A 21,888-nucleotide genomic window follows, 5' to 3' on the forward strand; every position below is an offset into this window, starting at 1 on the left:
GGTCTGTGTCTGGCCGCAGACCTGTGTGTAGCACTCGGTACAAACTCCACATACCCACGACAACTTGCTCCTTGAGGCTGCATAAGCCGGTGCACCCGCCGGCTTTCCATTCCAGGGAGTGAGCCCAATGATCGGTAGCGTCAGCAACTACACGAGCTATAACAGCACCGCCAGCACCACCACCACCACCAGCAGCGCCCGCAGCCAGCAATTCCAGAAAGAACTGCTCGCCAAACTCGACACCAACAGCGATGGCTCGGTGGATCAGGACGAGCTCAAAAGCGCCCTGTCGGAGAAGTCCGATGATGGTTTGCTGGTCAGCCTGAGTAAAAACTTCGCCGACCTGGACAGTGACGACAGCGGCAGCCTGAGCAACGAAGAAATAGCCGCGATGGCGCCTCCTCCGCCACCGCCGCGTGATCAGGCACCGGCCACCGAACTGGCCGATGCGCTGGTCAGTGCTCTGGACGCCGATGGCGACGGCGCCATCAGCGGTGACGAACTGAGCAGCGCGTTGCAGGCCAGCGACAGCACCTCATCGACAAGCACCGACACCAGTGCTGCGTTGTTCAAGGTCTTGGATAGCGACAGCAGTGGCGGCGTCAGCAGCGACGAATTAAACGCTGCCTTGCAGGCCGGTCGCGAGAAGAATGGCGACAGCTCCACCGATCAGGCGAACGTGACGGAAGCGCTGAACAAAATGATCGCCAACCTGAGCAAGCAGTACTCGCTCGACAAGGTGGCGACGGTGGGCAAGTACCTGAACGTGGCGACTTAAAGTCAAAAGCTTCGCGGGCCCGCTCCCTCAGATTTCGTAGTGCTCACAGATGATGTGTTCACCTCGATCCTTGCGGAAGCGGGCTTGCCCGCGAAGGGGCCATTCGCCTCGACTCAAGGCTTAAGGCTTAAGGCTTAAGGACGGCGATCTTCCACCCGCGCCTGACTCTTGCTCCAGTCGGTCAACAGGCTATACGCCACGGCCAACAACGTCGGCCCGATAAACAGGCCGATGAAGCCAAAAGCGATCAACCCGCCAAACACCCCCAACAGCACGATCACCAACGGCAAATTCCCGCCGCGACTGATCAGGTAAGGCTTGAGCACATTGTCGACCCCGCTGATGATGAAGGTGCCCCAGATCCCGAGGAATACTGCCATCCCGTACTCACCCTTCCAGGCCAGCCAGGCGGTCGCCGGTATCCACACCAACGGCGGCCCCATGGGAATCAGGCTGAGCATGAAGGTGACAATGCCAAGCACCAGCGCGCCAGGCACTCCGGCAATCAGGAAGCCGATCAACGCCAGCACCGCCTGGGCAGCCGCCGTCCCGATCACACCGTTCACCACCCGCTGCACCGTACCCGCCACCAATTCGATGTAGTAACCGGCGCGATCCCCGATCAACCGCTGCAGCAGGCTGTGGACAAACGCCGCCAGTCGCGGCCCGTCCCGGTAGAAAAAGAACACGAACACAATGCTCAGCGTCAGCTCGAGTATGCCGCCGCCAATCTGTGCACTGCGCGCCAGCAGCCAGTTACCGACCTGCCCCAGATAAGGTTTGAGCGCCACCATCATTGCCGCGCCTTGCTGATCGATGCTGTTCCAGATCGCCACCAGCCGTTCGCCTACAAGAGGAATACTGCCCAGCCAGGTCGGAGCCTCGGGCAAGCCATCCATTTGCACATCCTTGATGAACGCCGTGGCGTCTCGCACATGGTCTGCCAGGTTGAAACCCAGCCACACCAGCGGCAACGCCACCACCAACATCCAGCCCAGGGTCAGCAATGCCGCCGCCAGGGATTCGCGACCTTTGAGCCAATGGGTCAGCAAACGCATCAGCGGCCAACTGGCGAACGCCAGCACCGCGCCCCAGAACATGGCCGACCAGAACGGGGCCATCACCCAGAGGCTCGCGCCAAACAGCACCAGGAGCAGGATCTGCACCAACAGCCGATCGTTATTGATCATCCGAATCTCGAAAAATGTCAGTTCGCAAAAGAATAGGCGAACGCGGCCAGCGCGTTCGCCTGATACAACTTATCGCAACAGCTCGATGTGCAAGCCAGAGCCTTCGACGCTGCCCGTCTCCATTCGCGCCGACCGTACGCCCTGGCTCATCAATGCCTGACGCCAGGCTTCGGCATTGGGTCCGGAAACGCTGACCCGCAGGGTCGTGTCCAGGTTCAGGCCGCGCGAGAGCAAGCGCAGCCAGGTCTCGTCAGGCGCATCGGTCAATTTCGGAAAGTCGAGTTCACCAGTGCTTTTGAGCTCTCGCAACAACGTTGCGGAGGTTGGCAGCAGATCGCCCAGCGGTGCAGCCGCGTCGAACTGTTCGACGTGCAGATAGGCTTTGCGATTGCCGCGAGTGATGCTGTACAGCGCCACGAGGGTGTTGTCCTTTGGCGCGGCCAACCGCAACAGCAGATAGGCCTGCTGATCATCAGCGCCATAGAGCTTGGCATTGCCGAAGACTTCATTGGCCCACAGGCTGCTTTCACCGCAATCACGGGCCTGGCACCAGAACAGCAACTGCGCGTCCTGCTTCTGCAAGGCTTCGCGAGCGACGGTAAACGCTTCGATTGACGAATGCTCCGGTGGCAACTCGTAGGTCACCGAAGTGGTTTGCCCGCGGGCGCTGACCTGGCCGTCGAAACGCAGCTGGCCGCTGATCTTGCGGATTGAACCGAGCGGATAGATCCGCTCGAGTTCGACCGCCGGGCGATAGTCGACGATCTGCGAATCGGTCACCCGCGGCACGATCGGCAGGTCCTGACTGCCCGGCACATCGGCGGCAAACACCAGAGGACTGAAACAACACAGCGCCAGCAGACTGATTGAACGCATGGATAAACTCATCGGATCAGCATGGCCTGGGCACCCTTGATGACGCTGGCATCGTCGATGCGTTCGGGAACGAGCAAACCTCGCTGCACCGCCGGACGCGCTTCCATAGTCGCCATCCAGCCCTGCAGGGCCGTCAAGCCGTCCACGGCGACACCTGACCACTCGTGGCCGCGCACCCATGGATAAGTGGCGATGTCGGCAATGCTGTAATCACCAGCCAGAAATTCCGAGTCTTGCAGGCGCGTGTCGAGCACTTCATACAGGCGACGGGTTTCATGCTGATAGCGGTCGATGGCGCCCTGGAGTTTCTCCGGAAAGTAACGGAAAAACACGTTGGCCTGACCCTGCATCGGGCCGATTCCCCCCATCTGGAACATCAGCCACTGCATCACCACCGAACGCCCCTTGGGGTCCAGAGGCAGCAGTTTGCCGGTCATTTCAGCGAGGTAGATCAGGATCGCGCCGGATTCGAACACGGCAAAATCGCCGTTGGCGCGGTCGACAATCGCCGGGATGCGCCCATTGGGGTTGATCTTGAGGAAGTCCGCGGACTTCTGTTCCTTCTTGTCGAAACTCAAGGCGTGCACCGTGTAGGGCAGGCCGAGTTCCTCGAGCACGATAGAGACCTTGTGGCCATTCGGGGTCGCAGCGGTGTAGAGATCTATCATGGTTGTCTCCCATTTCAACCCGCCCAGCCTCGACAGTTGCCCGGCGCAAGTCAAGGAACGGCGAAGAACCGATTGAAACAGTCTGCGACAAGGTCGGCACCGGATTCGTCATTCAGGTGCAAATGATGACCGCCAGGCAGCTGTTCATGGCTAAAGGGTAGACGCTCCAGCAGCTCGGGATGTTTGGCGAGCATGCCGTCACCCGCGACGACCAGCAGCGCAGGACAGCTGACCCGCTGGACGAAGGCCATGGCCTGTTCAGTGGTCAGACGCAGCGGCGACGGCAGCGTCAGACGGTTGTCGGTCCGCCAGGTGTAGCCGCCCGGCACTGGCATCAAGCCACGCTGGGCCAGCAGTTCGGCGGCTTCGCGGCTGACGGCGACCAGCCCTTTCATGCGCGCTTCGATGGCGCGGTCGAGGGTGTTGTAGACCGGTTTGCGTTTTTCCCGCAGATCCAGTTGCGCTTGCAGGGCCATGCCCATGCGCTCGGCTGCATTTTCGCCTTTGTCTGTAGGAGGAATGATGCCGTCTATCAAGGCCAGATGGGTGACACGTTCCGGTAGCGAACCGGCGATGATCAACGAAGCGATCGCGCCCATGGAGTGCCCCATCAGCGCAAAACGCTTCAAGCCAAGCTGTTCGGCGACTTGCAGCACGTCGTGGGCGTAGTCCCACATTGCATAACCGGCGCCGGGCGGCCGATGCCCGGAATGACCGTGACCGGCCATGTCCAGCGCAATGATGCGCAGCCCTTTGAGCTTCGGCGCCAACCGGGCAAAGCTGTTGGCGTTGTCCAGCCAGCCGTGCAAGGCAATCACCGGCAAGCCGTCTTCGGGGCCAAACAGGTGCGCTGCCAGCTCGATGTGCGGCAGGCTCAGGCGGACTTCTTCAACGACATGACTCATGCGTGATCCTGCTGCCGGCGACCTTCCCAGCGGCTGAACAGGTTTTTCAGCAGCGTGGCGGTGTCCTGTGGGCGTTCGAGGGGAAACATGTGCCCGCCGGGCATGGTCAGGGATTCGCCCAACGGCATGCGCCCGACGGAACTGGCGTGATGGCGCATCACAACCCGACTCTTGTGGCCACGCACCACCGCCAGTGGCACTTTCAGCTGCCGTGCCCGGCCGGGGCTGGTGTGGGGCACGCCACGGTAGATGCTGATTTCCGTGGCAGGGTCGAAACGCAGGCGCAGTTTGTCGCCAACCTTGTGCAGACCGTGTTGCAGGTAAGCGTCGAAACATTCCGGGTCGAAGCTGCGAAACAGGGTTTTTCCAGCGAAATACAATCGGGCAGCTTCCAGATCGGTGAACTCTTCCCGCCGCCCCAACGTCCGACCGGCCGGGGTCAGGCGGTCGATAAAACCGAAGCGCTTGGCGGCACGGATGACCCATTGATCGGCACGGGTCAGCACCGGCGAATCGAGCATCACCACGCCACGATACAGTTCGGGGCAACGCAACGCCGCGTGCAGGTGCAGCACGCCACCAAAGGAATGGCCCACCCCCCACACCGGTTCCGGCTGCTGCTCCAGGTGATGAATCAGCTCGTCCACCAGGTTGCTCCAGTTGTCGTCCGCCGGGAAACGCGGGTCGTGGGCGTGCTGCTGCAAGTGCGCGACCTGATACTCAGGCGCCAACGCCGTGAACAACTTGCCGTAGGTTCCCGAGGGAAAGCCATTGGCGTGGGCGAAAAATATCTGCTGCGACATACCGGCCGATCCATCAACGAAAACAGAGCTCGATTGTCCGCAAGCCCGCCGGGATCCGCAATGACTGTAACTGCCAGGAATGATGACAGTCGCGCCATGCCTATAACCCCTGTTCTTGCCTGTACCTGTTATTTCTGACAGTTGACTATCGGGCCCCATGACGAGGATAAAAACGGAATCGCCAAACCTCAGACAACGCCCGCCATGACTCATGCAAACACACCCGCCATCGAAGTGATCGACGCTCGGAGACTGGGCGTGCGCGAAGTGGCGTATCACCGGCGCGACGGTGCGCAAGCGCCGGAAAGCTGCATCACCCAGCAGATCCACAGCGTTGCCGGGCGTGCAGTACTAAGCCGCGATCCACGGCTGTTTCTCTTGCACCTGGAAGGCCGGTCGGCAGCCAATCAACTCAATGTGGTCAGTTTGTCGGGGGCCGTGCTGCTGTCCGAAAACGGTGATGCTGGATGGCGTCTGGGATTGCTCGGCGAAGATGGGCAAGGCGTTGAGGGTTGGGATCAGAAGCTCAGTCAAAGCCAGGTGCGTTACGACGGGCAACGTCGGCCAATCGCCGCATTTGAAAGCGCCCACGGTGGACCACAACGTTGCATCGCGAGGTATGCCTATGCCGACAACAGCGCCGATGAATCACATAACCGGCGCGGTCAGTTGATTCGACAGGACGACACCGCAGGTTCTTTGCGCTTCATTGAATTCGGCCTCGCCGGCACGCCGCTGGTACACAGCCGTACGTTTGTCGACGATCCGCTATGGTCCGTGGACTGGCCCGAAACCGAGGACGAGTGCGATGCTTTTCTTGAGGATGAATCCGCTGTCACCCGCATTCACTGCAATGCGGCAGGCGAGCCGGTCAGGCAGACCGATGCGAAAGGCAATGTTCAGGCATCCAGTCAGAACTGCGCCGGCGAGCTGAAGGAAATCCGCCTCACGCTGACCGGGCAGACCAAAGAAAATACGCTGGTCAGTGACATCCAGTACAACGCCTTCGGCCTGGTCGAACACCAACGCGCAGGAAACGGTGTCATTTCGTGCGCGACGTTTCGGCACGAAGATGGCCGACTTGACCGGCTGAAAGCATACGTGGAGGGCCAGTCAGCCCTGCAACAGGTGACCTACGAGTATGACGCGGTGGGCAATATTGTTTGTCTGACGGATGCTGCCAATCTGATTCACTATCACCGCAACCAGCGAATCGAACCCACTGATCGCTACCGCTACGACAGTCTCTATCGACTGATAGAAGCCAGCGGCCGGCAGCTTCGCAACGCCCCAGGCGGGCCGCAATTACCGGCCTTCCAGCCCGTTCCGGATCCGGGGCAACTGGAAAACTACACACGCCTCTACTCCTACGACAAGGCCGGCAACCTGGAGGTCATGCAGCATCAGGCGGACAGTGGAAACCGTACCGAACGCACGGCCATCGCCCGTTCCAATAATCGCAATCTGCCGCAAAAAGCCAATGGCGAGCTGCCCGACGAGAACGAGATTGCCGCCGGTTATGACGTCAACGGCAACCGCACCAGTCTTCAACCGGGACAAGGTCTGCGTTGGGATCCGGGCAATCGGTTGCGCCAGGTAGACCAGGTGGTGCGTGAGGATGAGCCAGACGACATCGAGTTTTACCTCTACGACGGCAGCGGCCAACGCCTGCGCAAAATCCGCCAAGCCTACACCGGCACATTGACCCGTACGCACGAAACCCGCTACCTGCCGGGTCTGGAAATTCGTACGTCCCCTGACGAAATTCTCCACGTCATCACGGTCAAGGCCGGGCGCGGCACGGTGCAGGTGCTTCATTGGGAGAAACGACCAGCATCAGATATTCCCCAGCATCAGCATCGCTACAATTTCACCGATCATTTGAACTCCAGCACCGTCGAGGTGGATGGAGCCGCCAGACTGATTGCATGGGAAAGCTACTATCCCTTCGGCGGAACCTGCTGGTGGGCCGGGAGGAACAAGCTGGAAGCCAGTTATAAAACGATTCGTTATTCGGGGCAGCAACGGGATGCCACAGGGCTGTATTACTACGGGTATCGGTATTACGTGCCGTGGTGCCAGCGGTGGCTGAATGCGGATCCGAGTGGTGTCGTCGATGGGTTGAACCTGTTCGCCATGGTCCATGGCAATCCGGTGGGGCACGTCGATCTTCAAGGATTGATCACGTCAAATCAGGTGACCGGCGCAGCAGCGGCATCGTTCGGACGAGATTTTTCAGCCTCTCTTGTTGGCGGTTTTGTTCGATGGGGAACGGCAATGGGAATTGCTGAATTGGCGAGCAGTGAAACGGAGGGCTCGGATGGCCGAAGTGTCGATCCTGGTGTCAACCTCGCCATGACGGTGCTGGGCACCGGTGTAGGAGCGATGGCTTGGGGATCCATGGGGATGGGGGCAGGAAGCCAAATGGCGTCCCGTTACACAAACAATCGAACCACTCAACGGGTGGCAGCAGGCCTGGGAGGGTTGGTGGGAGCAGTGTTTGGAGGCGCTATCCCTCTTTATGCATATTGGAGTGATCCGGGCGAATTGAACACGACCGCAATCGCTTTCATTACTTCTGCATCGGGGAACCTCACGAGAGAGGCTGCCCAGAGAACGAACGCGGAACTGGGCCCGAGAGTGACGTTGCCACCCTCCGCACTTAGCGCGTTTTTCCGTGCATTGGTTTATGGATCCGCACTGTTCGGCACAGGAGCAGCTCGAGCCGAAACGTCGGCCGTGGTAGGACTGTTCATCAGTGCTACCGTCGAAGGTATCGACGCAGCTTCCACCATCACAATCAATGCGTTTTTGGGCGGAACCTATACCCGGGGAACAAATCGACTGCAAGTGCCAAGGCTTTGGGAGTTGATGTACGGACTCTTTACCCGTACAGCCGCAACGAGTGTTACAGCTTCGCTGACGTACTTATCATCACCGCTGACTGATTCTATAACGAACCCCAACCTCACTATGGGGTTGCAGAGCACCTTGAGCGCGTATACCACCGTTCGAACATTGCTAGGTCAGCATGTGCAGCGCGGCACCGCTGAACTGTTCCAAATTGGTGACGGTGACTTCACTCTGGACAACTTCACCCCGGCGATCGGTGAGAGCTACCATCCCGATCTGCCCAACGGCCATGACATTCCCATGACGATCAGACACAGAGGCTCGTCGAGTTAATGACCAGCCCATCCCGTGTGGATCCGCAGGTTATTTTCCTGGCGGCGTGTCCCCCAACGCCACCACCGCCATGGTCAACCGCGACACACAACTGGCCTTGCCCTCATCGCTGGTCAGCCGTATATCCCAGACATGCGTGGTGCGCCCGATGTGAATCGGCTTGGCCACCGCAGTCACCCGCCCGCTGCGCAGCCCACGCAAATGGTTGGCGTTGATTTCCAGGCCCACGCAGTAAAACTTGCTCGCGTCGATGCATAGATAGCTGGCCATGGAGCCGACGGTTTCAGCCAGCACCACCGAGGCCCCGCCGTGCAGCAGGCCGTAAGGCTGGTGGGTACGGTGGTCGATGACCATGCTCGCCGTCAGCGACTCTTCATCGAAGGCTTCGAAGCGGATATCCAGCACTTCGCCAATGGTGTTTTTCTGGATTGCGTTCAACTGCTCGATGTTGGGAGTGGTACGCCACAAACTCATTGCTGACATCCTTTTGTTGGTTTTATTGGTGGTTCAATCCTGCCACAGCACCGCTTCGCTGCGCTCGCTCCATTCTTCGAACCGGGTACCGTAAGCCGCTTCGATCACGTTGCGTTTGATCTTCAGGGTTGGCGTCAGGAAGCCGTTTTCCACGCCCCAGCTGTCTTTGACGATCACAAGACGGTGCAGGCGCTCATGCTTGTCGAGCGCGTGGTTGACCTCCTCCAGCAGTTTTTCCAGGCTTGAATGCAGACCGGCGCGCGCGCTTCCGTCCGCGTCCTGCTGCCCCATCGCCGAGAGCACGCACAGTCCCAGCGGCGCACTCAAACCGTCGCCGACCACGCACACCTGTTCGATCCGTGAATGGACTGCCAGGCGGTTTTCAATCGGTGCCGGGGCCACGTATTTGCCTTTGCTGGTCTTGAAAATCTCCTTCAGCCGTCCAGTCAGGCGCAGGTTGCCTTCGGCGTCTTGCTCGCCCTTGTCACCGGTCCGCAGGAAGCCGTCCGCCGTAATCGTGTCGGCGGTTTTTTCCGGTTCCTTGAAATACCCGAGCATGGTCGCGCCGCTGCGCACCATGACCTCGCCCGATTCGGCGATCCGCACTTCAACCTCCGGGCAAGGCTTGCCAATCCAGCCAGGCTTGTTTTCGCCGGGCCGGCCGATGTGGGAATAACCGCAGCTTTCGGTCATGCCGTACACCTCCAGAACGTCCAGCCCGAGCTTTCGATACCACAGCAACAAGGTCTGCGGCACCGGTGCCGCGCCGGACAGCGCGACGCGCAAGGCGTCCAGCCCAAGCCCCACGAGCACTTTGTGCCCTACCCGCTTGCCGATGAGGGGTAGTCCGAGCAGGAACTCGAGGCGTTTCGCCGGGATCTTGCTGTACACGCCCATCTGGAACTTGGTCCAGATGCGTGGCACACCGAACAACGCGGTGGGCCGCGCGCGCCGCAAATCGGTCAGAAACGTATCGAGGCTCTCGGCGAAGAACACGGTTTGCCCGGTATAGATTGAGGCCAGTTCAACGAACATTCGCTCGGCCACATGGCACAGCGGCAGGTACGACAGCAGCCGGTCCGACTCATTGAGGCCGAACAACTGCGTGCCGCGGGTGGTGGCGAAGCCCAGATTGCCAAAGCTGTGCATCACGCCTTTGGGCATGCCGGTGGTGCCGGAGGTGTAAATGATGGTCGCCAACTGGTCGGCGGCAGGTGTCGGGTTGTCCTGGATCGGTGAACAGGCTTGCAGGTCGGCCCAGCTGAAATCGAAGCTGCCCGGCGGATGCAGTGGCAGGCTGATGGTCGGCAGGTCGGGGCTGACGCCGCGGGACATGCCGGGCCAGTCATCGAGTTTGCCGATAAACGCCAGCGCCGCTTCGGAGTGTTCGAGGACTTGCGCGACGGATTCGGCGGTGAGGTTCGGGTACAACGGCACCGAGACGTGCCCGGCCATCCAGATCGCCAGGTCGGCGATGATCCAGTGCGCACAGTTTTTCGAGATCAGGGCGATGTGGCTGCCTTGCGGCAATTCCCGCGCGCGCAGCCAGTGCGCGGCGCAACGGGCCTGGTGACCGACGTCTTCCCAGGTCAGGGTTTCGACCTGGCCTCCACCCACCGGTTGAACCAGAAAGCGCTGACGGGGATGACGGGCCTCACGTTCGTAAAAAACGTCCAGCGGCAAACGAAAAGCAGCAGACATGCGACTCGCTCCTGTGTTTTTTGTTCTGGAGCAAGCGTAGTCAACCAAGCGGTTGCTTGGTTGACTATTTCACACAAAGAAACAAACAAACGGCGCGATCCCGAGGGAGCTTGCTCCCTCGCCGCAGAAACCTCTTCTGCCTGCCGCTACGGGTGCTTGATGCTGTTGAGCTTCATCGCCCCGGCCTGTGGCGAATCCCCTTCCAGCTCGGCGAGACCGGCGGTGGCAACCCTTTCCGGATCTTGCACATGACCGTGTTGCAGATAGCCCAGCAAATTCCCTACCAGCGGGTTGTGACTGACCAGCAGCGCGTGATCTACAGACACCAACTGTTCAGCCACTGCTTGCGGGCGGCTATCGGGAGTCAGCCAATCGACGGTGCGAATCTCCGGCGCGAAATTCAACGCTGTACGCACGATTTCTGCAGTCTCCTGCGCTCGCAGGTATGGACTGGCATAGATCGCGGTCAGCGGCTTGCCGGCCAACTCGGCGGCGGTGCGCAACACTTCTTTACGACCGTGGTCGGTCAATGCCCGCTCGGAATCAGGACCTTTGCCATGTGGCTCGGCCTCACCATGACGCAATACCCAGAGTTTCATAGCTTGGGTTCCTCATCTCGGGCCGGATGCGGCGCAGGTGCCACGACGTGTGGCGCTTCACCCTCCGGCGTACGCGGCGTCGGCCAGTCGGCGAACGGCCAGGGTTTCTGGTCGCTGTGGAACGTGCCGAAACGACCGATCTGCGCCAGGAACTGGCTCAGGCTGTCGCCGAAATTCATCAGGCTGGCGCTCGGGGCACCATAAAACAAACGATAGACCAGTTGCACCAGCACCACGGCGCCGAGGATGAATTGCGCCACCTGCCAGACCAGCAGGAAGACAATCATCCACAACACCCGCAGCAGGATGGATTCGTATTGGGCTTCTGTTTTCGGCTCGTTCATGTCTCGCTCTCCCTGATGAATCAGTTGAAACCACTGGTGGAAATAAAGTCGACGTCGGTTTTCGGTTCGCCGCGCATCAACAATTCAATCACCTGATTCAGCGTGCGCCCTTCGAACAGAATCGCGTGCAGCCCGGCGACCAGCGGCATGTAAACGCCCACTTCCTGGGCCTTGGCCTTGAGCACTTTCAAGGTATTCACGCCTTCCGCGACTTCGCCCAGGCGCGTTACCGCGTCTTCCAGGCTCAAACCTTGACCAAGGGCGAATCCGACCTGGTAATTGCGGCTTTTCGGCGACGAACAGGTCACGATCAAATCGCCCACGCCCGCGAGCCCCAGGAACGTCATCGGGTTGGCACCCTGATTCACGGCAAAGCGGGTCATTTCCGCCAGCGCCCGGGTAATCAGCATGCTCTTGGTGTTTTCGCCCATGCCCAGCGCCACCGCCATGCCGGCGATGATCGCGTAGACGTTTTTCAGCGCCCCGCCCAACTCCACGCCGAAGCGATCGGCGCTGGCGTAAACGCGAAAGGTGCGGCCGTGCAGCGCTTCCTGAACCCGTTGGCAGAGTTCTTCGTCTTCGCTGGCGACCACAGTGGCGGTCAGTGCGTGCTCGGCGATTTCACGGGCCAGGTTCGGCCCGGACAACACACCGATGCGCGCTTGCGGGGCGATCTCTTCGAGGATCTCGCTCATCAGTTTAAACGTGTGGGCTTCGATGCCCTTGGTCAGGCTGACCAGCAGCTTGCCGCTCAAGCGTTCGGCGTGCGGGGCCAGTACCGAGCGCAGTGCGCTGGACGGCAGTGCAACGAAGCACAGGTCGCAAGCGTCCAGCGTGGCTTGCAGGTCAGTGACCGCTTCCACTCCGGGGAGAATCTTGATGCCTTTGAGGTAACGCGGGTTTTCGCGATTGACCCGAATGGCTTCTGCCTGTTCAGGGTCACGCATCCACTGCCGGACCTGATGCCCGTTCTCGGCCAGCAGGTTAGCCACGGCGGTACCAAAACTTCCGCCTCCCAGGACCGCAATCGGGCGCTGTTCAGTCATATGCAATCCGTTAATCCATACCAGTGGCGATGCCGGCATTATACGGAGCGGCCCAGTGGCGGCCAGCCCCCGCGTCAATTACCGGCACTTGTCTGAAGAAGACCAATAAATCCGAGGAAAATGCCGTCATCGTGACTGGAAAAGTCGACCGGCTCGGTTAACATGCGCGCCAGTGAAATCGCTATCAAGGATGTGTTGTGTCGTTTGGCTCTGCTTCACCCCACTCGCCGCTGCTTCTGGCGCTGATCGTCAGCCCGCCATTGCTGGCCGACGACCTGTTTCTCGACAGTGAGCCACTGCCGCAGGTACTGACGGCTACGCGCCTGAAACAGTCGCCAGCCGCGGTGCCGGGGAGCATGACGGTGATCGACAGCGAACTGATCAACGCCAGCGGCGCCCGGGACATCAGCGAGTTGCTGCGCCTGGTGCCAGGAATGATGGTCGGCAACATCACCGGCAATCAGGCTGCCGTGAATTACCACGGCACCAACGCCAGCGAAGCGCGGCGCATGCAGGTGCTGATCGATGGCCGCTCGGTGTATCGCGCCGGCCTGGCCACAGTGGACTGGAGTGACATTCCGGTGGCCATGGAAGACATCGAGCGCATCGAAGTCTTCCGCGGCCCGAACACCGTCAGCTATGGCGCCAATGCGCTGATGGCGGTGGTCAATATCATCACCCGCAATCCGGCCGACAGCCACGGCACGCGGTTGAAGGTCACCCGCGGTCAGCGCGGTATCGACGATTTTTACGCCAGTCAGGGCGTGGGTTGGGACGGTGGCGACATGCGCCTTTCGCTGTCCGGCCAGCAGGACGATGGCTTCGACTCAGACCGCAAAGGCGCCGATTATCGCGACAGCCGTCGCCTGAACCGCTTCAACCTCGCCGTCAGCCAGACACTCAACGAACAGCAAAGCATCGACTGGCAGCTAAATGCCAAGGACGGGAGCAATCAGCGGCCTTATACCTACCGCCCGGTGTTCTCGGGAATTACCGCCGCCGGGAACAATTCCGACGTCGTTGCCAAAGACTACGCCGGCTCCTTGCGCTGGAACCTAGACCTCAATCCCGATCACAGTCTTTATATTCAAGGCTCGGCCCAGCACTGGGATCGTCAGCAAACCTGGCGCGCCTGCGACGCCGAAGTCTCGTTCAGCCCCGAACTGACCGAGCTCTGGCAGCTCAACCCGAATTACACCGAACGCCTGGCACGCAACATCGAGCGCTACCTCGGTCCCGGCGCACCGACCGGCACGGCGGCGGAGCAAGCCCTGGCCAATCAAGTGCTGGACCAGTGGCGAAACGGCGCCCGGCGAACCCTGTGCGGCGACATTGACCAAAGCACCCGTGAATCGCGCTACGACCTCGAGCTGCAAGACACCCTCAGCCTGTCCGACAGTCTGCGACTGGTCAGCGGCCTGAACTATCGTTACGACCGGGCCGATTCCGAGACCTATTTCAATGGCACGCTCGACGACACTACGTGGCGCGCATTCGGCCAACTCGAGTGGCGAGCGACCGAACACTGGTTGTTGCAGGGCGGTGCGATGTTCGAAGACACGCAATTGACCGGCAGTTCGCTGACCCCGCGGGTGGCGGTCAACTACCTGATCACTCCGCGCCACGGTTTGCGCGCGGTGTATTCGGAAGCCATTCGTTCACCGGACATGTTCGAGAACAACGTCAACTGGAGTTACCGGGTGACCAACCTGCAACCCGCCGCCTATGGCCAGAACAGCGCCCGTTACTTCGTCAGGACCCGCGGCCCCGGCAACCTTGAGCAGGAACACATGCGCTCCAGAGAACTGGGCTACAACGGCTTCTTCGCCGAGTGGGGACTGGCGGTGGACGTGAAGGTGTTCCACGACGAGATCACCGGCATGATCAGCGAGCCGTTGCGCAACAATCAGTACATCGCCAGCAACGCCAACAGCTCGCGCTTCACCGGGGCGGAAACCCAGCTCGACTGGCACCTCGGCAGTGCCGACCGACTGCGCCTGACCTACGCCTGCGTCGATGCCCAGGCGAGCAATCCGCTGGATGCGCAACAGACCGCGCGCAACAGTGGCTCCGCCGGCTGGCTGCGCAACTGGGGCCACGGCTGGAACAGCGCACTCTTCTATTATGGTGACGACGCGCTCAACGGCTATCGCTTCGAACGGGTCGACACACGCATCGCCAAACGCATCGGCCTGGGCAAGGCCAGCCTGGAACTGGCCGGTGTGCTCCAGCAACGTCTCGACAATCAACCCACCACGTTCGTCGATAACAACTACGACCAGCGACGAGTGATGTACTTCAGCGCGGAGCTGGTGTTCTAGATGCCGCAGTGTCCGTCGCGCAAGACGCCAATCCTTGGCCGCCTGTTGGCCGGGTTGTGCCTGGTGTTTGCCGGTGGGCTGGTGAGCCTGTCGGTCAGCGCCGAGGACATTCTGCTGACCGGTGCCGACGACAGCCCCGGCATGCAGGCGTTCGCGACGGTCCTCGGGGAATTGCGCCCTGGCGACACGGTGCGCTTCCAGCCATTGGCCGGTCTGCCGGCACCGAGCAAATTGCCGACCGGCATTCGTTTGATCCTGCTGGATCTGCCCAGCCTCGACTGGCGCCTGCAAGAGCCCCAGGGTCCGGCGACGCTGGTGCTGCGCATCAGTCGTCTGCAAGCCCGTCAACGCCTGGGCACTGCCCTGCCAGCCCGTTTAAGTCTGCTCTGGAGTGATCCGCCGCCTGATCGGCAACTGCGCCTGGCCCAAATCCTGCTGCCCCAGGCCAGACGAATCGGCGTGCTGTACGACAACCATAGCGAGTTTCTTCTGAATGAACTGCGCCAGGCGGCTCAACCGCTTGGCCTCGAAATTGTCACCGAACGCTGGGACAACACTAATGACAGCCGCCCCTTGCAAGCCTTGCTGAAAAACAGCGACGTGTTGCTGGGCCTCGATGATCCCGACCTGTATAACCCCAAAACCGCAAAAAACCTGCTGCTCAGCAGCTACGCACGGCAAACCGCGCTGATCGGCCCGAACGCCGGCTTCGTCAAGGCCGGAAGCCTGGCCAGCAGCTACAGCGACCAGAGTGACTGGCTGACGATTCTCGACGAACTGCTCGACCAGCCACCGGCCACCTGGCCACGCACGCATTATGCCAATCGCTTCAAAGTCTTGAGTAACCCTCAAGTGGCTCGTTCATTAGGCATTGAACAGATCAATGAAGCGTTGGTCGCAACACAGTTGGCCGAAGGAGAAAGCCGCCCATGACTTTCCATCGTCGCTGGGACATCAATACCCGCACCCAGATCATCAGCCTCGGCCCTGCCCTGCTGCTGACCTTGCTGCTGATCAGCTTCTTCACCTTCGTGCGGATCCAGGACTTGCGTCAGGAGCTCAACCACACCGGTCAACTGATTGCCAACCAACTGGCGCCGGCCGCCGAATACGGGGTGATTTCGGGTAACAACGAGGTGCTCGAAAGTCTGCTCAAGGCCACCCTGGCCACGCCCAATGTGCGCTTTCTGGAAGTGCAGGACAGCGCCAACCGGATTCTGGTGTACGTCGAGCACCCGTCGGAAACCCACACCCGCTCGCAACAGGTCGAAGTGTTCCAGGCGCCGGTGCGCTTGCAACGGATCGCGCTGCACAATGACTTCTTCCAGGGCGCCAACGCCGCCAGCACGGCCCCCGCCGAGGATTATCTGGGGCGGGTGATCGTCGGTCTGTCGAATGACGCCTTCAACAAGCGCCAACAGGAAATCCTGTTCAAGGCCGGCGTCCTTGCGCTGTTCGCTCTGTTATTTACCTTCCTGATCGCCCGACGCCTGGCCGGCAGCCTGTCGCAGCCGATCCGCGATATCGGCAACGCGGTCAAGGCGATCCAGAGCGGTGACTACAAGACGCCACTGCCGATTGTCGACGACACCGAGCTGGGCGCGCTTTCGCAGCACATCAACAACCTCGCCAGCGGTCTCGAACAGGCCAGTCGTGAACAGCATCAGGCCATGGCGCAGTTGATCCAGACCCGCGAAGAAGCGGAAAAGGCCAACAACGCCAAATCCGATTTCCTGGCGATGATGAGCCACGAACTGCGCACACCGATGAATGGCGTGCTCGGTATGCTGCAATTGCTGGAAACCACCGAGATGACCGAAGAGCAGGTCGAGTACGCGGCGCTGGCTTCGGAGTCCACCGAACACCTGCTCAAAGTCATCAACGACATTCTCGACTTCTCGCGCATCGAGCGTTCGGAACTGGAGCTGGAACACATTCCGTTCAATCTGGCGGACTTGATCAGCAGTTGCGCCCAGTCGTTCCAGCACAGCGCCTTGCAACGCGGGCTCGATCTGACGTTGCTGATCCCCGAAGACATGCGTGCGTTGCAGGTTCAGGGCGACCCGACGCGGATCCGGCAGATCCTGGTGAACCTGGTGGGCAATGCGCTGAAGTTCACCGAACAGGGCCGCGTCACCATCGAACCGCAATGGCAGTCGCTGGATCACGAATTGTTGTGGTTCACCTGCACTGTGCGCGACAGCGGAATTGGCATCCCGGCCGAAAGCCTGGAATTGATGTTCAATGCGTTTCAGCAAGCCGACAGTTCTATTTCAAGGCGTTACGGCGGCACCGGACTGGGACTGCCGATTGCCCGCACCCTGGCGGAACGCATGGGCGGCACCTTGCGCGCCCAGAGCGAGGAGGGTCGCGGCTCGGCGTTCACCCTGGAAATCCCGCTGGCGCTCTATAAACAGACGCTGCCGGTGCGCACGCCACGCGCGCAGTCCGGCAGTGGCGATGGCGAAGGCCGCAATGTGCTGCTGGTCGAGGACAATCCGGTCAACCAGACCGTCGTCGAAGCCATGTTGCGCAGCCTGGGCTTTACTGTCAGCGTCGCCACCGACGGCGCTCAGGCGGTACGCAGCGCCGAAAGCCTGATCTTCGAAGCCATTCTCATGGATTGCCGACTGCCGATCATCGATGGCTACGAAGCCACCCGACAGATTCGCCAACTGCCCGGTTGCACCGACCTTCCGATCATTGCGCTGACCGCCAACGCCTTGCAGGGCGACCGTGAAGCCTGTCTATCAGCGGGAATGAACGATTACCTGGCCAAGCCGTTCAAACGCACGGATTTGCAGCAAATTCTGCAGCGATGGGTGCAGTAGTGCAGGCCTTTCGACCATCTGCGACTGGCGTGAAAGGCGAAAGTGCGGCAGTCTTAGGCACCCGAACAGGCCCGAAAAGGGGCTTGAATAAAAATTTCAGTGCACAAGTGTACATTCATGTCCTTGGTGCTGTGACTTTCACCACAACGCAATAGTCTATGAGTAGGCTGCTGACTCGAGGCATGAACGCTTCGATCGGCCGGGAAGATTTGCCCCACCTGCCGCATGGGACTATTGAGGAGCTCGCATGACCAAACAAAACGCCTTTACTCGGGAAGACCTGCTGCGCTGCAGTCGCGGTGAGCTGTTCGGCCCGGGTAACGCGCAACTGCCCGCCCCGAACATGCTGATGGTGGACCGCATCACCCTGATCAGCGAAGAAGGCGGCAAGTACGGCAAAGGTGAATTGGTCGCCGAGCTGGATATCACTCCGGATCTGTGGTTTTTCGCCTGTCACTTCGAAGGTGACCCGGTGATGCCAGGCTGCCTCGGCCTCGACGCCATGTGGCAACTGGTCGGCTTCTTCCTCGGCTGGCAAGGCCTGCCAGGCCGCGGCCGCGCCCTGGGTTCGGGCGAAGTGAAGTTCTTTGGCCAGGTTCTGCCGACCGCGAAGAAAGTGACCTATAACATTCATATCAAGCGCGTCCTCAAAGGCAAGCTGAACCTGGCCATCGCCGATGGTTCGGTGACTGTCGACGGTCGCGAGATCTACACCGCCGAAGGCCTTCGGGTCGGCGTTTTCACCTCCACTGACAACTTCTAAGGGTTATCCGCATGCGCCGCGTCGTTATCACTGGTCTGGGCATCGTTTCGTGCCTGGGCAATGACAAAGAGACCGTCTCCGCTAACCTGCGTGCAAGTCGCCCTGGCATCCGGTTCAACCCGGAATATGCCGAAATGGGTCTGCGTAGCCAGGTTTCCGGCTCCATTGACCTTCCCCTCGAGGAGCTGATCGATCGCAAGATCTATCGCTTCGTCGGCCATGCGGCGGCTTACGCCTACCTGGCCATGAAAGACGCCATCGCCGACTCCGGTCTGACCGATGAGCAAGTCTCCAACCCGCGTACCGGCCTGATCGCCGGTTCCGGTGGCGCCTCCACGCTGAACCAGATGGAAGCGCTGGACATCCTGCGCGAGAAAGGCGTGAAACGCGTTGGCCCATACCGTGTAACACGGACCATGAGCAGTACTGTTTCCGCGTGCCTGGCCACCCCGTTCAAGATCAAGGGCCTGAACTACTCCATCGCTTCTGCCTGCGCCACCAGTGCTCACTGCATCGGTACCGCCATGGAACAGATCCAGATGGGCAAGCAGGACATCGTGTTCGCCGGCGGCGGTGAAGAAGAGCATTGGAGCCAGTCGTTCCTGTTCGACGCCATGGGCGCACTGTCCAGCCAGTACAACGAAACCCCGGAAAAAGCTTCCCGTGCCTACGACGCCAAGCGTGACGGTTTTGTCATCGCCGGCGGCGGCGGCATGGTCGTGGTCGAAGAGCTGGAACACGCTCTGGCCCGCGGCGCGAAGATCTACGCGGAAATCGTTGGCTACGGCGCGACCTCCGACGGCTACGACATGGTCGCTCCAAGCGGCGAAGGCGCCATCCGCTGCATGCAGATGGCCATGTCCACCGTTGACGCACCGATCGACTACCTGAACACCCACGGCACTTCGACTCCGGTCGGCGACGTGGCGGAAATGAAAGGTGTGCGTGAAGTGTTTGGCGACAAGGCCCCGGCCATCAGCTCCACCAAGAGCCTGTCGGGTCACTCCCTGGGCGCCGCCGGCGTTCACGAAGCGATCTACTGCATGCTGATGATGGAAGGCAACTTCATGGCGGGTTCCGCCAACATCGACGAACTGGACCCGGAAGTGGCAGACATGCCGATCCTGACCAAGACTCGCGAAGACGTTGCCTTCAACACCGTGATGAGCAACAGCTTCGGTTTCGGTGGCACCAACGCGACCTTGGTACTGCAGCGCTGGCAGGGTAAATAACACCCCGCCTACGCCGCACATAAAAACGCCCCGACTGGTTCGGGGCGTTTTTTTTTGCTCAAAAATTGGCCAACACACAGAACCCTGTTGGAGCGAGCCTGCTCGCAATGACGGCATCACATTCGACATTCTCATATGAACAAGACCGCTATCGCGAGCAGGCTCGCTCCCACAGGTTTTGTGTGAAGCCAGGCATTTTCCTCAATGGAAACATGAAGCTTTTGTCATGAAACTCAGCGCCCTGCGACCGAATGCCGCGTATTACGCGGGCTGCAGGACTTTCTTCATTTTTGCAAAAATCCGTTACCAAACTCTGTCGTTTACTTAGCAAGCTAACCAAACATATAACAGAGTCCTGCACACGCCTTGCTGCAGATATCACAGAGATTGGAGCTAGCAGATGACTGTAAAAGTAACTGAACGCGACGATTCACATAAGTCCCACGAAGGCGTAGCCGCCGGTATCCGGATCTGGGACGTGCACCAACAAGACTTGCTGGTGGGCATGTTCCACTCCGAAACCGATGCCCACAGCTACAAGGCCGAACTGGAAAAACTGGAGCAGCAACGAGCGCTCCGATCCGCATAAGCAATGACAGCATTGAAAACGACAAACCCCGCCATGAGCGGGGTTTGTCGTTGTGGCAGCCGTTAACTGCTTACCACATCAGATCATCAGGAATCTGATAGGCCGCATATGGATCGTCTTCAGCCGCCGCTTCTTCGGTTTGCACGTTCAGCTGCACGATGCGTTGCGGATCGCGCTCCTGGATCTTCAGGGCCGCCTCACGGGGGATTACTTCGTAACCGCCAGCATGGTGCACGATCGCCAGCGAGCCGTTGCTGAGCTTGTTGCGCATCAACGTGTTGACGCAAAGGCGCTTGACCTTCTTGTCGTCGACGAAGTTGTAGTAGTCCTCGGTGGTCAGCTTCGGCAGGCGCGAGACTTCGATCAATTGCTTGACCTGCGCGGCACGGGCCTTGGCCTCGGCCTTCTCCTGCTGCTGGCGGTTCAGCTCCTGGTCGCGCTTGACCTTTTCGGCCATGGCTTCCTGGGCCGCACGCTGCTGGGAATCATCGAGTTCGATCTGGCCTTTATGGGCCAGGCGCTGTTGTTTCTGCTTCTCTTTGCCGACCTGTTTGGCCTGCTTTTGGTTGACCAGCCCTGCCTTTAGCAACTGGTCGCGAAGGGAAATGCTCATGGTGCTTATTTCTCACTTAGGCCACTGCTCATCCGCAGCTGGGCAAATTCTTTTCCTGACGTTTGGCTTCGCCCCACAAGGCGTCCAACTCTTCAAGGGTGCAATCTTCTATGGGACGGTGGGTGTCGCGCAATGCCTGTTCGATAAAACGGAAGCGTCTTTCAAATTTGCTGTTGGCGCCGCGCAAGGCGGTTTCCGGATCGACTTTAAGATGACGCGCCAGATTGACCACGGAGAACAGCAAGTCGCCGACCTCATCGGCAATCGCTGCCGAGTCATTGTCGGCCATCGCTTCGAGCACTTCATCGAGCTCTTCGCGGACCTTGTCCAGCACCGGCAAGGCGTCCGGCCAGTCGAAACCGACCTGCCCTGCGCGCTTCTGCAACTTGGCGGATCGGGATAACGCCGGCAGCGCGGCGGGTACATCATCGAGCAAGGACAACTGTTCCGGCGCCGCGGATTTCTCGGCGCGCTCTTCGGCCTTGATCTCTTCCCAGCGCTGTTTGACCTGTTCTTCACTCAGTCGCGGAACGTCCAGCGGCGCGTACAGATCGCCTGTGGGGAACACGTGGGGATGACGACGGATCAGCTTGCGGGTGATGCTGTCGATGACACCGGCGAATTCGAAGCGCCCTTCTTCCCGGGCCAGTTGGCTGTAATAAACCACCTGGAACAGCAAATCGCCCAGCTCACCCTGCAGGTGATCGAAGTCGCCGCGCTCGATGGCGTCGGCGACTTCGTAGGCTTCCTCAAGGGTGTGCGGGACGATGGTCGCGTAGGTTTGCTTGATGTCCCACGGGCAGCCGAACTGCGGATCGCGCAGTCGGTTCATCAGGTGCAGCAAATCTTCAAGGCCGTACATCATTTATCTCTCACCACAAAACCTGTGGGAGCTGGCCTGCCAGCGATGGCATCACCTCGACTCTACTGAAAGACCGAGGTGCCTGCATCGCTGGCAGGCCAGCTCCC

20 protein-coding genes are annotated in these 21,888 nt (G+C 60.1%); 8 read left to right on the top strand and 12 right to left on the bottom strand.

Translation table 11 applies throughout. From position 1 onward, the window contains the following. Positions 1 to 127 precede the first annotated feature (127 nt). On the top strand, positions 128 to 778 hold the full coding sequence (xopAW, locus tag ACM6I5_RS28930) for a XopAW family type III secretion system calcium-binding effector (protein ID WP_414885152.1): 651 nt from the start codon (positions 128 to 130) through the stop codon (positions 776 to 778). 134 nt (positions 779 to 912) lie between these two features. On the opposite strand, the gene ACM6I5_RS28935 is transcribed toward xopAW, so the two are convergent. From ACM6I5_RS28935 to ACM6I5_RS28955, 5 genes are all read right to left on the bottom strand, one after another. Then, on the bottom strand, positions 913 to 1,968 hold the full coding sequence (locus ACM6I5_RS28935) for an AI-2E family transporter (protein WP_017340151.1): 1,056 nt from the start codon (positions 1,966 to 1,968) through the stop codon (positions 913 to 915). Positions 1,969 to 2,037: 69 nt separating this feature from the next. Further along, on the bottom strand, positions 2,038 to 2,844 hold the full coding sequence (locus ACM6I5_RS28940) for a DUF4892 domain-containing protein (protein WP_414879094.1): 807 nt from the start codon (positions 2,842 to 2,844) through the stop codon (positions 2,038 to 2,040). A gap of 8 nt (positions 2,845 to 2,852) precedes the next feature. Continuing rightward, positions 2,853 to 3,512, bottom strand: coding sequence for a glutathione S-transferase family protein (locus tag ACM6I5_RS28945; protein WP_414885153.1), 660 nt, complete (start codon positions 3,510 to 3,512; stop codon positions 2,853 to 2,855). 50 nt (positions 3,513 to 3,562) lie between these two features. Continuing rightward, complete coding sequence (locus ACM6I5_RS28950; protein ID WP_017340154.1) at positions 3,563 to 4,417, bottom strand: alpha/beta hydrolase; 855 nt, start codon at positions 4,415 to 4,417, stop codon at positions 3,563 to 3,565. Beyond that, positions 4,414 to 5,220, bottom strand: coding sequence for an alpha/beta fold hydrolase (locus ACM6I5_RS28955; protein ID WP_017340155.1), 807 nt, complete (start codon positions 5,218 to 5,220; stop codon positions 4,414 to 4,416). The genes ACM6I5_RS28950 and ACM6I5_RS28955 overlap by 4 nt, the downstream gene beginning before the upstream one ends. Positions 5,221 to 5,424: 204 nt before the next feature. Between ACM6I5_RS28955 and ACM6I5_RS28960 the strand changes: the two genes are divergently transcribed. After that, positions 5,425 to 8,406, top strand: a complete 2,982-nt coding sequence (locus ACM6I5_RS28960; RefSeq protein ID WP_414885154.1) for an RHS repeat-associated core domain-containing protein — start codon at positions 5,425 to 5,427, stop codon at positions 8,404 to 8,406. A 30-nt stretch (positions 8,407 to 8,436) separates the two neighbouring features. Here the strand turns inward: ACM6I5_RS28960 and ACM6I5_RS28965 are convergent, their stop codons facing one another. The 5 genes from ACM6I5_RS28965 to ACM6I5_RS28985 form a co-directional block, all read right to left on the bottom strand. After that, positions 8,437 to 8,880, bottom strand: coding sequence for a hotdog fold thioesterase (locus tag ACM6I5_RS28965; protein WP_017340157.1), 444 nt, complete (start codon positions 8,878 to 8,880; stop codon positions 8,437 to 8,439). Positions 8,881 to 8,913: 33 nt separating this feature from the next. Continuing rightward, a complete protein-coding gene (locus tag ACM6I5_RS28970; protein ID WP_017340158.1) occupies positions 8,914 to 10,581 on the bottom strand; it encodes an AMP-binding protein in 1,668 nt (555 codons plus the stop codon). Positions 10,582 to 10,727: 146 nt separating this feature from the next. After that, the gene (sixA, locus tag ACM6I5_RS28975; protein WP_017340159.1) at positions 10,728 to 11,180 is read right to left on the bottom strand and encodes a phosphohistidine phosphatase SixA; all 453 of its coding nucleotides are present in this window, start codon (positions 11,178 to 11,180) and stop codon (positions 10,728 to 10,730) included. Continuing rightward, positions 11,177 to 11,524, bottom strand: a complete 348-nt coding sequence (locus ACM6I5_RS28980) for a DUF4389 domain-containing protein (RefSeq protein ID WP_017340160.1) — start codon at positions 11,522 to 11,524, stop codon at positions 11,177 to 11,179. Before ACM6I5_RS28980 ends, sixA begins: the two co-directional genes overlap by 4 nt. A gap of 20 nt (positions 11,525 to 11,544) precedes the next feature. Then, entirely contained in the window at positions 11,545 to 12,570 is a 1,026-nt protein-coding gene (locus ACM6I5_RS28985; RefSeq protein ID WP_414885155.1) for an NAD(P)H-dependent glycerol-3-phosphate dehydrogenase, read from the bottom strand. Positions 12,571 to 12,767: 197 nt separating this feature from the next. Between ACM6I5_RS28985 and ACM6I5_RS28990 the strand changes: the two genes are divergently transcribed. From ACM6I5_RS28990 to ACM6I5_RS29015, 6 genes are all read left to right on the top strand, one after another. Further along, positions 12,768 to 14,891 carry a TonB-dependent receptor plug domain-containing protein gene (locus ACM6I5_RS28990; RefSeq protein ID WP_414885156.1) on the top strand — a complete coding sequence of 708 codons (2,124 nt, stop codon included), beginning with the start codon at positions 12,768 to 12,770 and terminating at the stop codon, positions 14,889 to 14,891. Then, positions 14,892 to 15,824 carry an ABC transporter substrate-binding protein gene (locus tag ACM6I5_RS28995; protein WP_414885157.1) on the top strand — a complete coding sequence of 311 codons (933 nt, stop codon included), beginning with the start codon at positions 14,892 to 14,894 and terminating at the stop codon, positions 15,822 to 15,824. Then, complete coding sequence (locus ACM6I5_RS29000) at positions 15,821 to 17,722, top strand: ATP-binding protein (RefSeq protein WP_017340164.1); 1,902 nt, start codon at positions 15,821 to 15,823, stop codon at positions 17,720 to 17,722. The genes ACM6I5_RS28995 and ACM6I5_RS29000 overlap by 4 nt, the downstream gene beginning before the upstream one ends. 247 nt (positions 17,723 to 17,969) lie before the next feature. Continuing rightward, the gene (fabA, locus tag ACM6I5_RS29005; RefSeq protein ID WP_003179264.1) at positions 17,970 to 18,485 is read left to right on the top strand and encodes a 3-hydroxyacyl-[acyl-carrier-protein] dehydratase FabA; all 516 of its coding nucleotides are present in this window, start codon (positions 17,970 to 17,972) and stop codon (positions 18,483 to 18,485) included. Between the two features lie 11 nt (positions 18,486 to 18,496). Beyond that, entirely contained in the window at positions 18,497 to 19,717 is a 1,221-nt protein-coding gene (gene fabB, locus ACM6I5_RS29010) for a beta-ketoacyl-ACP synthase I (protein ID WP_017340165.1), read from the top strand. Between the two features lie 400 nt (positions 19,718 to 20,117). After that, complete coding sequence (locus tag ACM6I5_RS29015; protein ID WP_017340166.1) at positions 20,118 to 20,306, top strand: hypothetical protein; 189 nt, start codon at positions 20,118 to 20,120, stop codon at positions 20,304 to 20,306. Between the two features lie 70 nt (positions 20,307 to 20,376). On the opposite strand, the gene ACM6I5_RS29020 is transcribed toward ACM6I5_RS29015, so the two are convergent. Together ACM6I5_RS29020 and mazG are read right to left on the bottom strand one after the other, a co-directional pair. Beyond that, positions 20,377 to 20,919, bottom strand: a complete 543-nt coding sequence (locus ACM6I5_RS29020) for a DUF2058 domain-containing protein (RefSeq protein ID WP_017340167.1) — start codon at positions 20,917 to 20,919, stop codon at positions 20,377 to 20,379. 28 nt (positions 20,920 to 20,947) lie between these two features. Further along, positions 20,948 to 21,781, bottom strand: a complete 834-nt coding sequence (gene mazG, locus ACM6I5_RS29025; protein ID WP_414879098.1) for a nucleoside triphosphate pyrophosphohydrolase — start codon at positions 21,779 to 21,781, stop codon at positions 20,948 to 20,950. Between the last annotated feature and the right edge of the window lie 107 nt (positions 21,782 to 21,888).

Source organism: Pseudomonas sp. IT-P171 (assembly GCF_949767765.1).
GTDB classification, from domain to species: Bacteria; Pseudomonadota; Gammaproteobacteria; order Pseudomonadales; family Pseudomonadaceae; genus Aquipseudomonas; species Aquipseudomonas fluorescens_B.

Bases quoted from the DNA above. Each gene is read 5' to 3' on its own strand.
- xopAW (WP_414885152.1), top strand. From the start codon at position 128: ATGATCGGTAGCGTCAGCAACTACACGAGCTATAACAGCACCGCCAGC.
- ACM6I5_RS28935 (WP_017340151.1), bottom strand. From the start codon at position 1,968: ATGATCAATAACGATCGGCTGTTGGTGCAGATCCTGCTCCTGGTGCTG.
- ACM6I5_RS28940 (WP_414879094.1), bottom strand. From the start codon at position 2,844: ATGCGTTCAATCAGTCTGCTGGCGCTGTGTTGTTTCAGTCCTCTGGTG.
- ACM6I5_RS28945 (WP_414885153.1), bottom strand. From the start codon at position 3,512: ATGATAGATCTCTACACCGCTGCGACCCCGAATGGCCACAAGGTCTCT.
- ACM6I5_RS28950 (WP_017340154.1), bottom strand. From the start codon at position 4,417: ATGAGTCATGTCGTTGAAGAAGTCCGCCTGAGCCTGCCGCACATCGAG.
- ACM6I5_RS28955 (WP_017340155.1), bottom strand. From the start codon at position 5,220: ATGTCGCAGCAGATATTTTTCGCCCACGCCAATGGCTTTCCCTCGGGA.
- ACM6I5_RS28960 (WP_414885154.1), top strand. From the start codon at position 5,425: ATGACTCATGCAAACACACCCGCCATCGAAGTGATCGACGCTCGGAGA.
- ACM6I5_RS28965 (WP_017340157.1), bottom strand. From the start codon at position 8,880: ATGAGTTTGTGGCGTACCACTCCCAACATCGAGCAGTTGAACGCAATC.
- ACM6I5_RS28970 (WP_017340158.1), bottom strand. From the start codon at position 10,581: ATGTCTGCTGCTTTTCGTTTGCCGCTGGACGTTTTTTACGAACGTGAG.
- sixA (WP_017340159.1), bottom strand. From the start codon at position 11,180: ATGAAACTCTGGGTATTGCGTCATGGTGAGGCCGAGCCACATGGCAAA.
- ACM6I5_RS28980 (WP_017340160.1), bottom strand. From the start codon at position 11,524: ATGAACGAGCCGAAAACAGAAGCCCAATACGAATCCATCCTGCTGCGG.
- ACM6I5_RS28985 (WP_414885155.1), bottom strand. From the start codon at position 12,570: ATGACTGAACAGCGCCCGATTGCGGTCCTGGGAGGCGGAAGTTTTGGT.
- ACM6I5_RS28995 (WP_414885157.1), top strand. From the start codon at position 14,892: ATGCCGCAGTGTCCGTCGCGCAAGACGCCAATCCTTGGCCGCCTGTTG.
- ACM6I5_RS29000 (WP_017340164.1), top strand. From the start codon at position 15,821: ATGACTTTCCATCGTCGCTGGGACATCAATACCCGCACCCAGATCATC.
- fabA (WP_003179264.1), top strand. From the start codon at position 17,970: ATGACCAAACAAAACGCCTTTACTCGGGAAGACCTGCTGCGCTGCAGT.
- fabB (WP_017340165.1), top strand. From the start codon at position 18,497: ATGCGCCGCGTCGTTATCACTGGTCTGGGCATCGTTTCGTGCCTGGGC.
- ACM6I5_RS29015 (WP_017340166.1), top strand. From the start codon at position 20,118: ATGACTGTAAAAGTAACTGAACGCGACGATTCACATAAGTCCCACGAA.
- ACM6I5_RS29020 (WP_017340167.1), bottom strand. From the start codon at position 20,919: ATGAGCATTTCCCTTCGCGACCAGTTGCTAAAGGCAGGGCTGGTCAAC.
- mazG (WP_414879098.1), bottom strand. From the start codon at position 21,781: ATGTACGGCCTTGAAGATTTGCTGCACCTGATGAACCGACTGCGCGAT.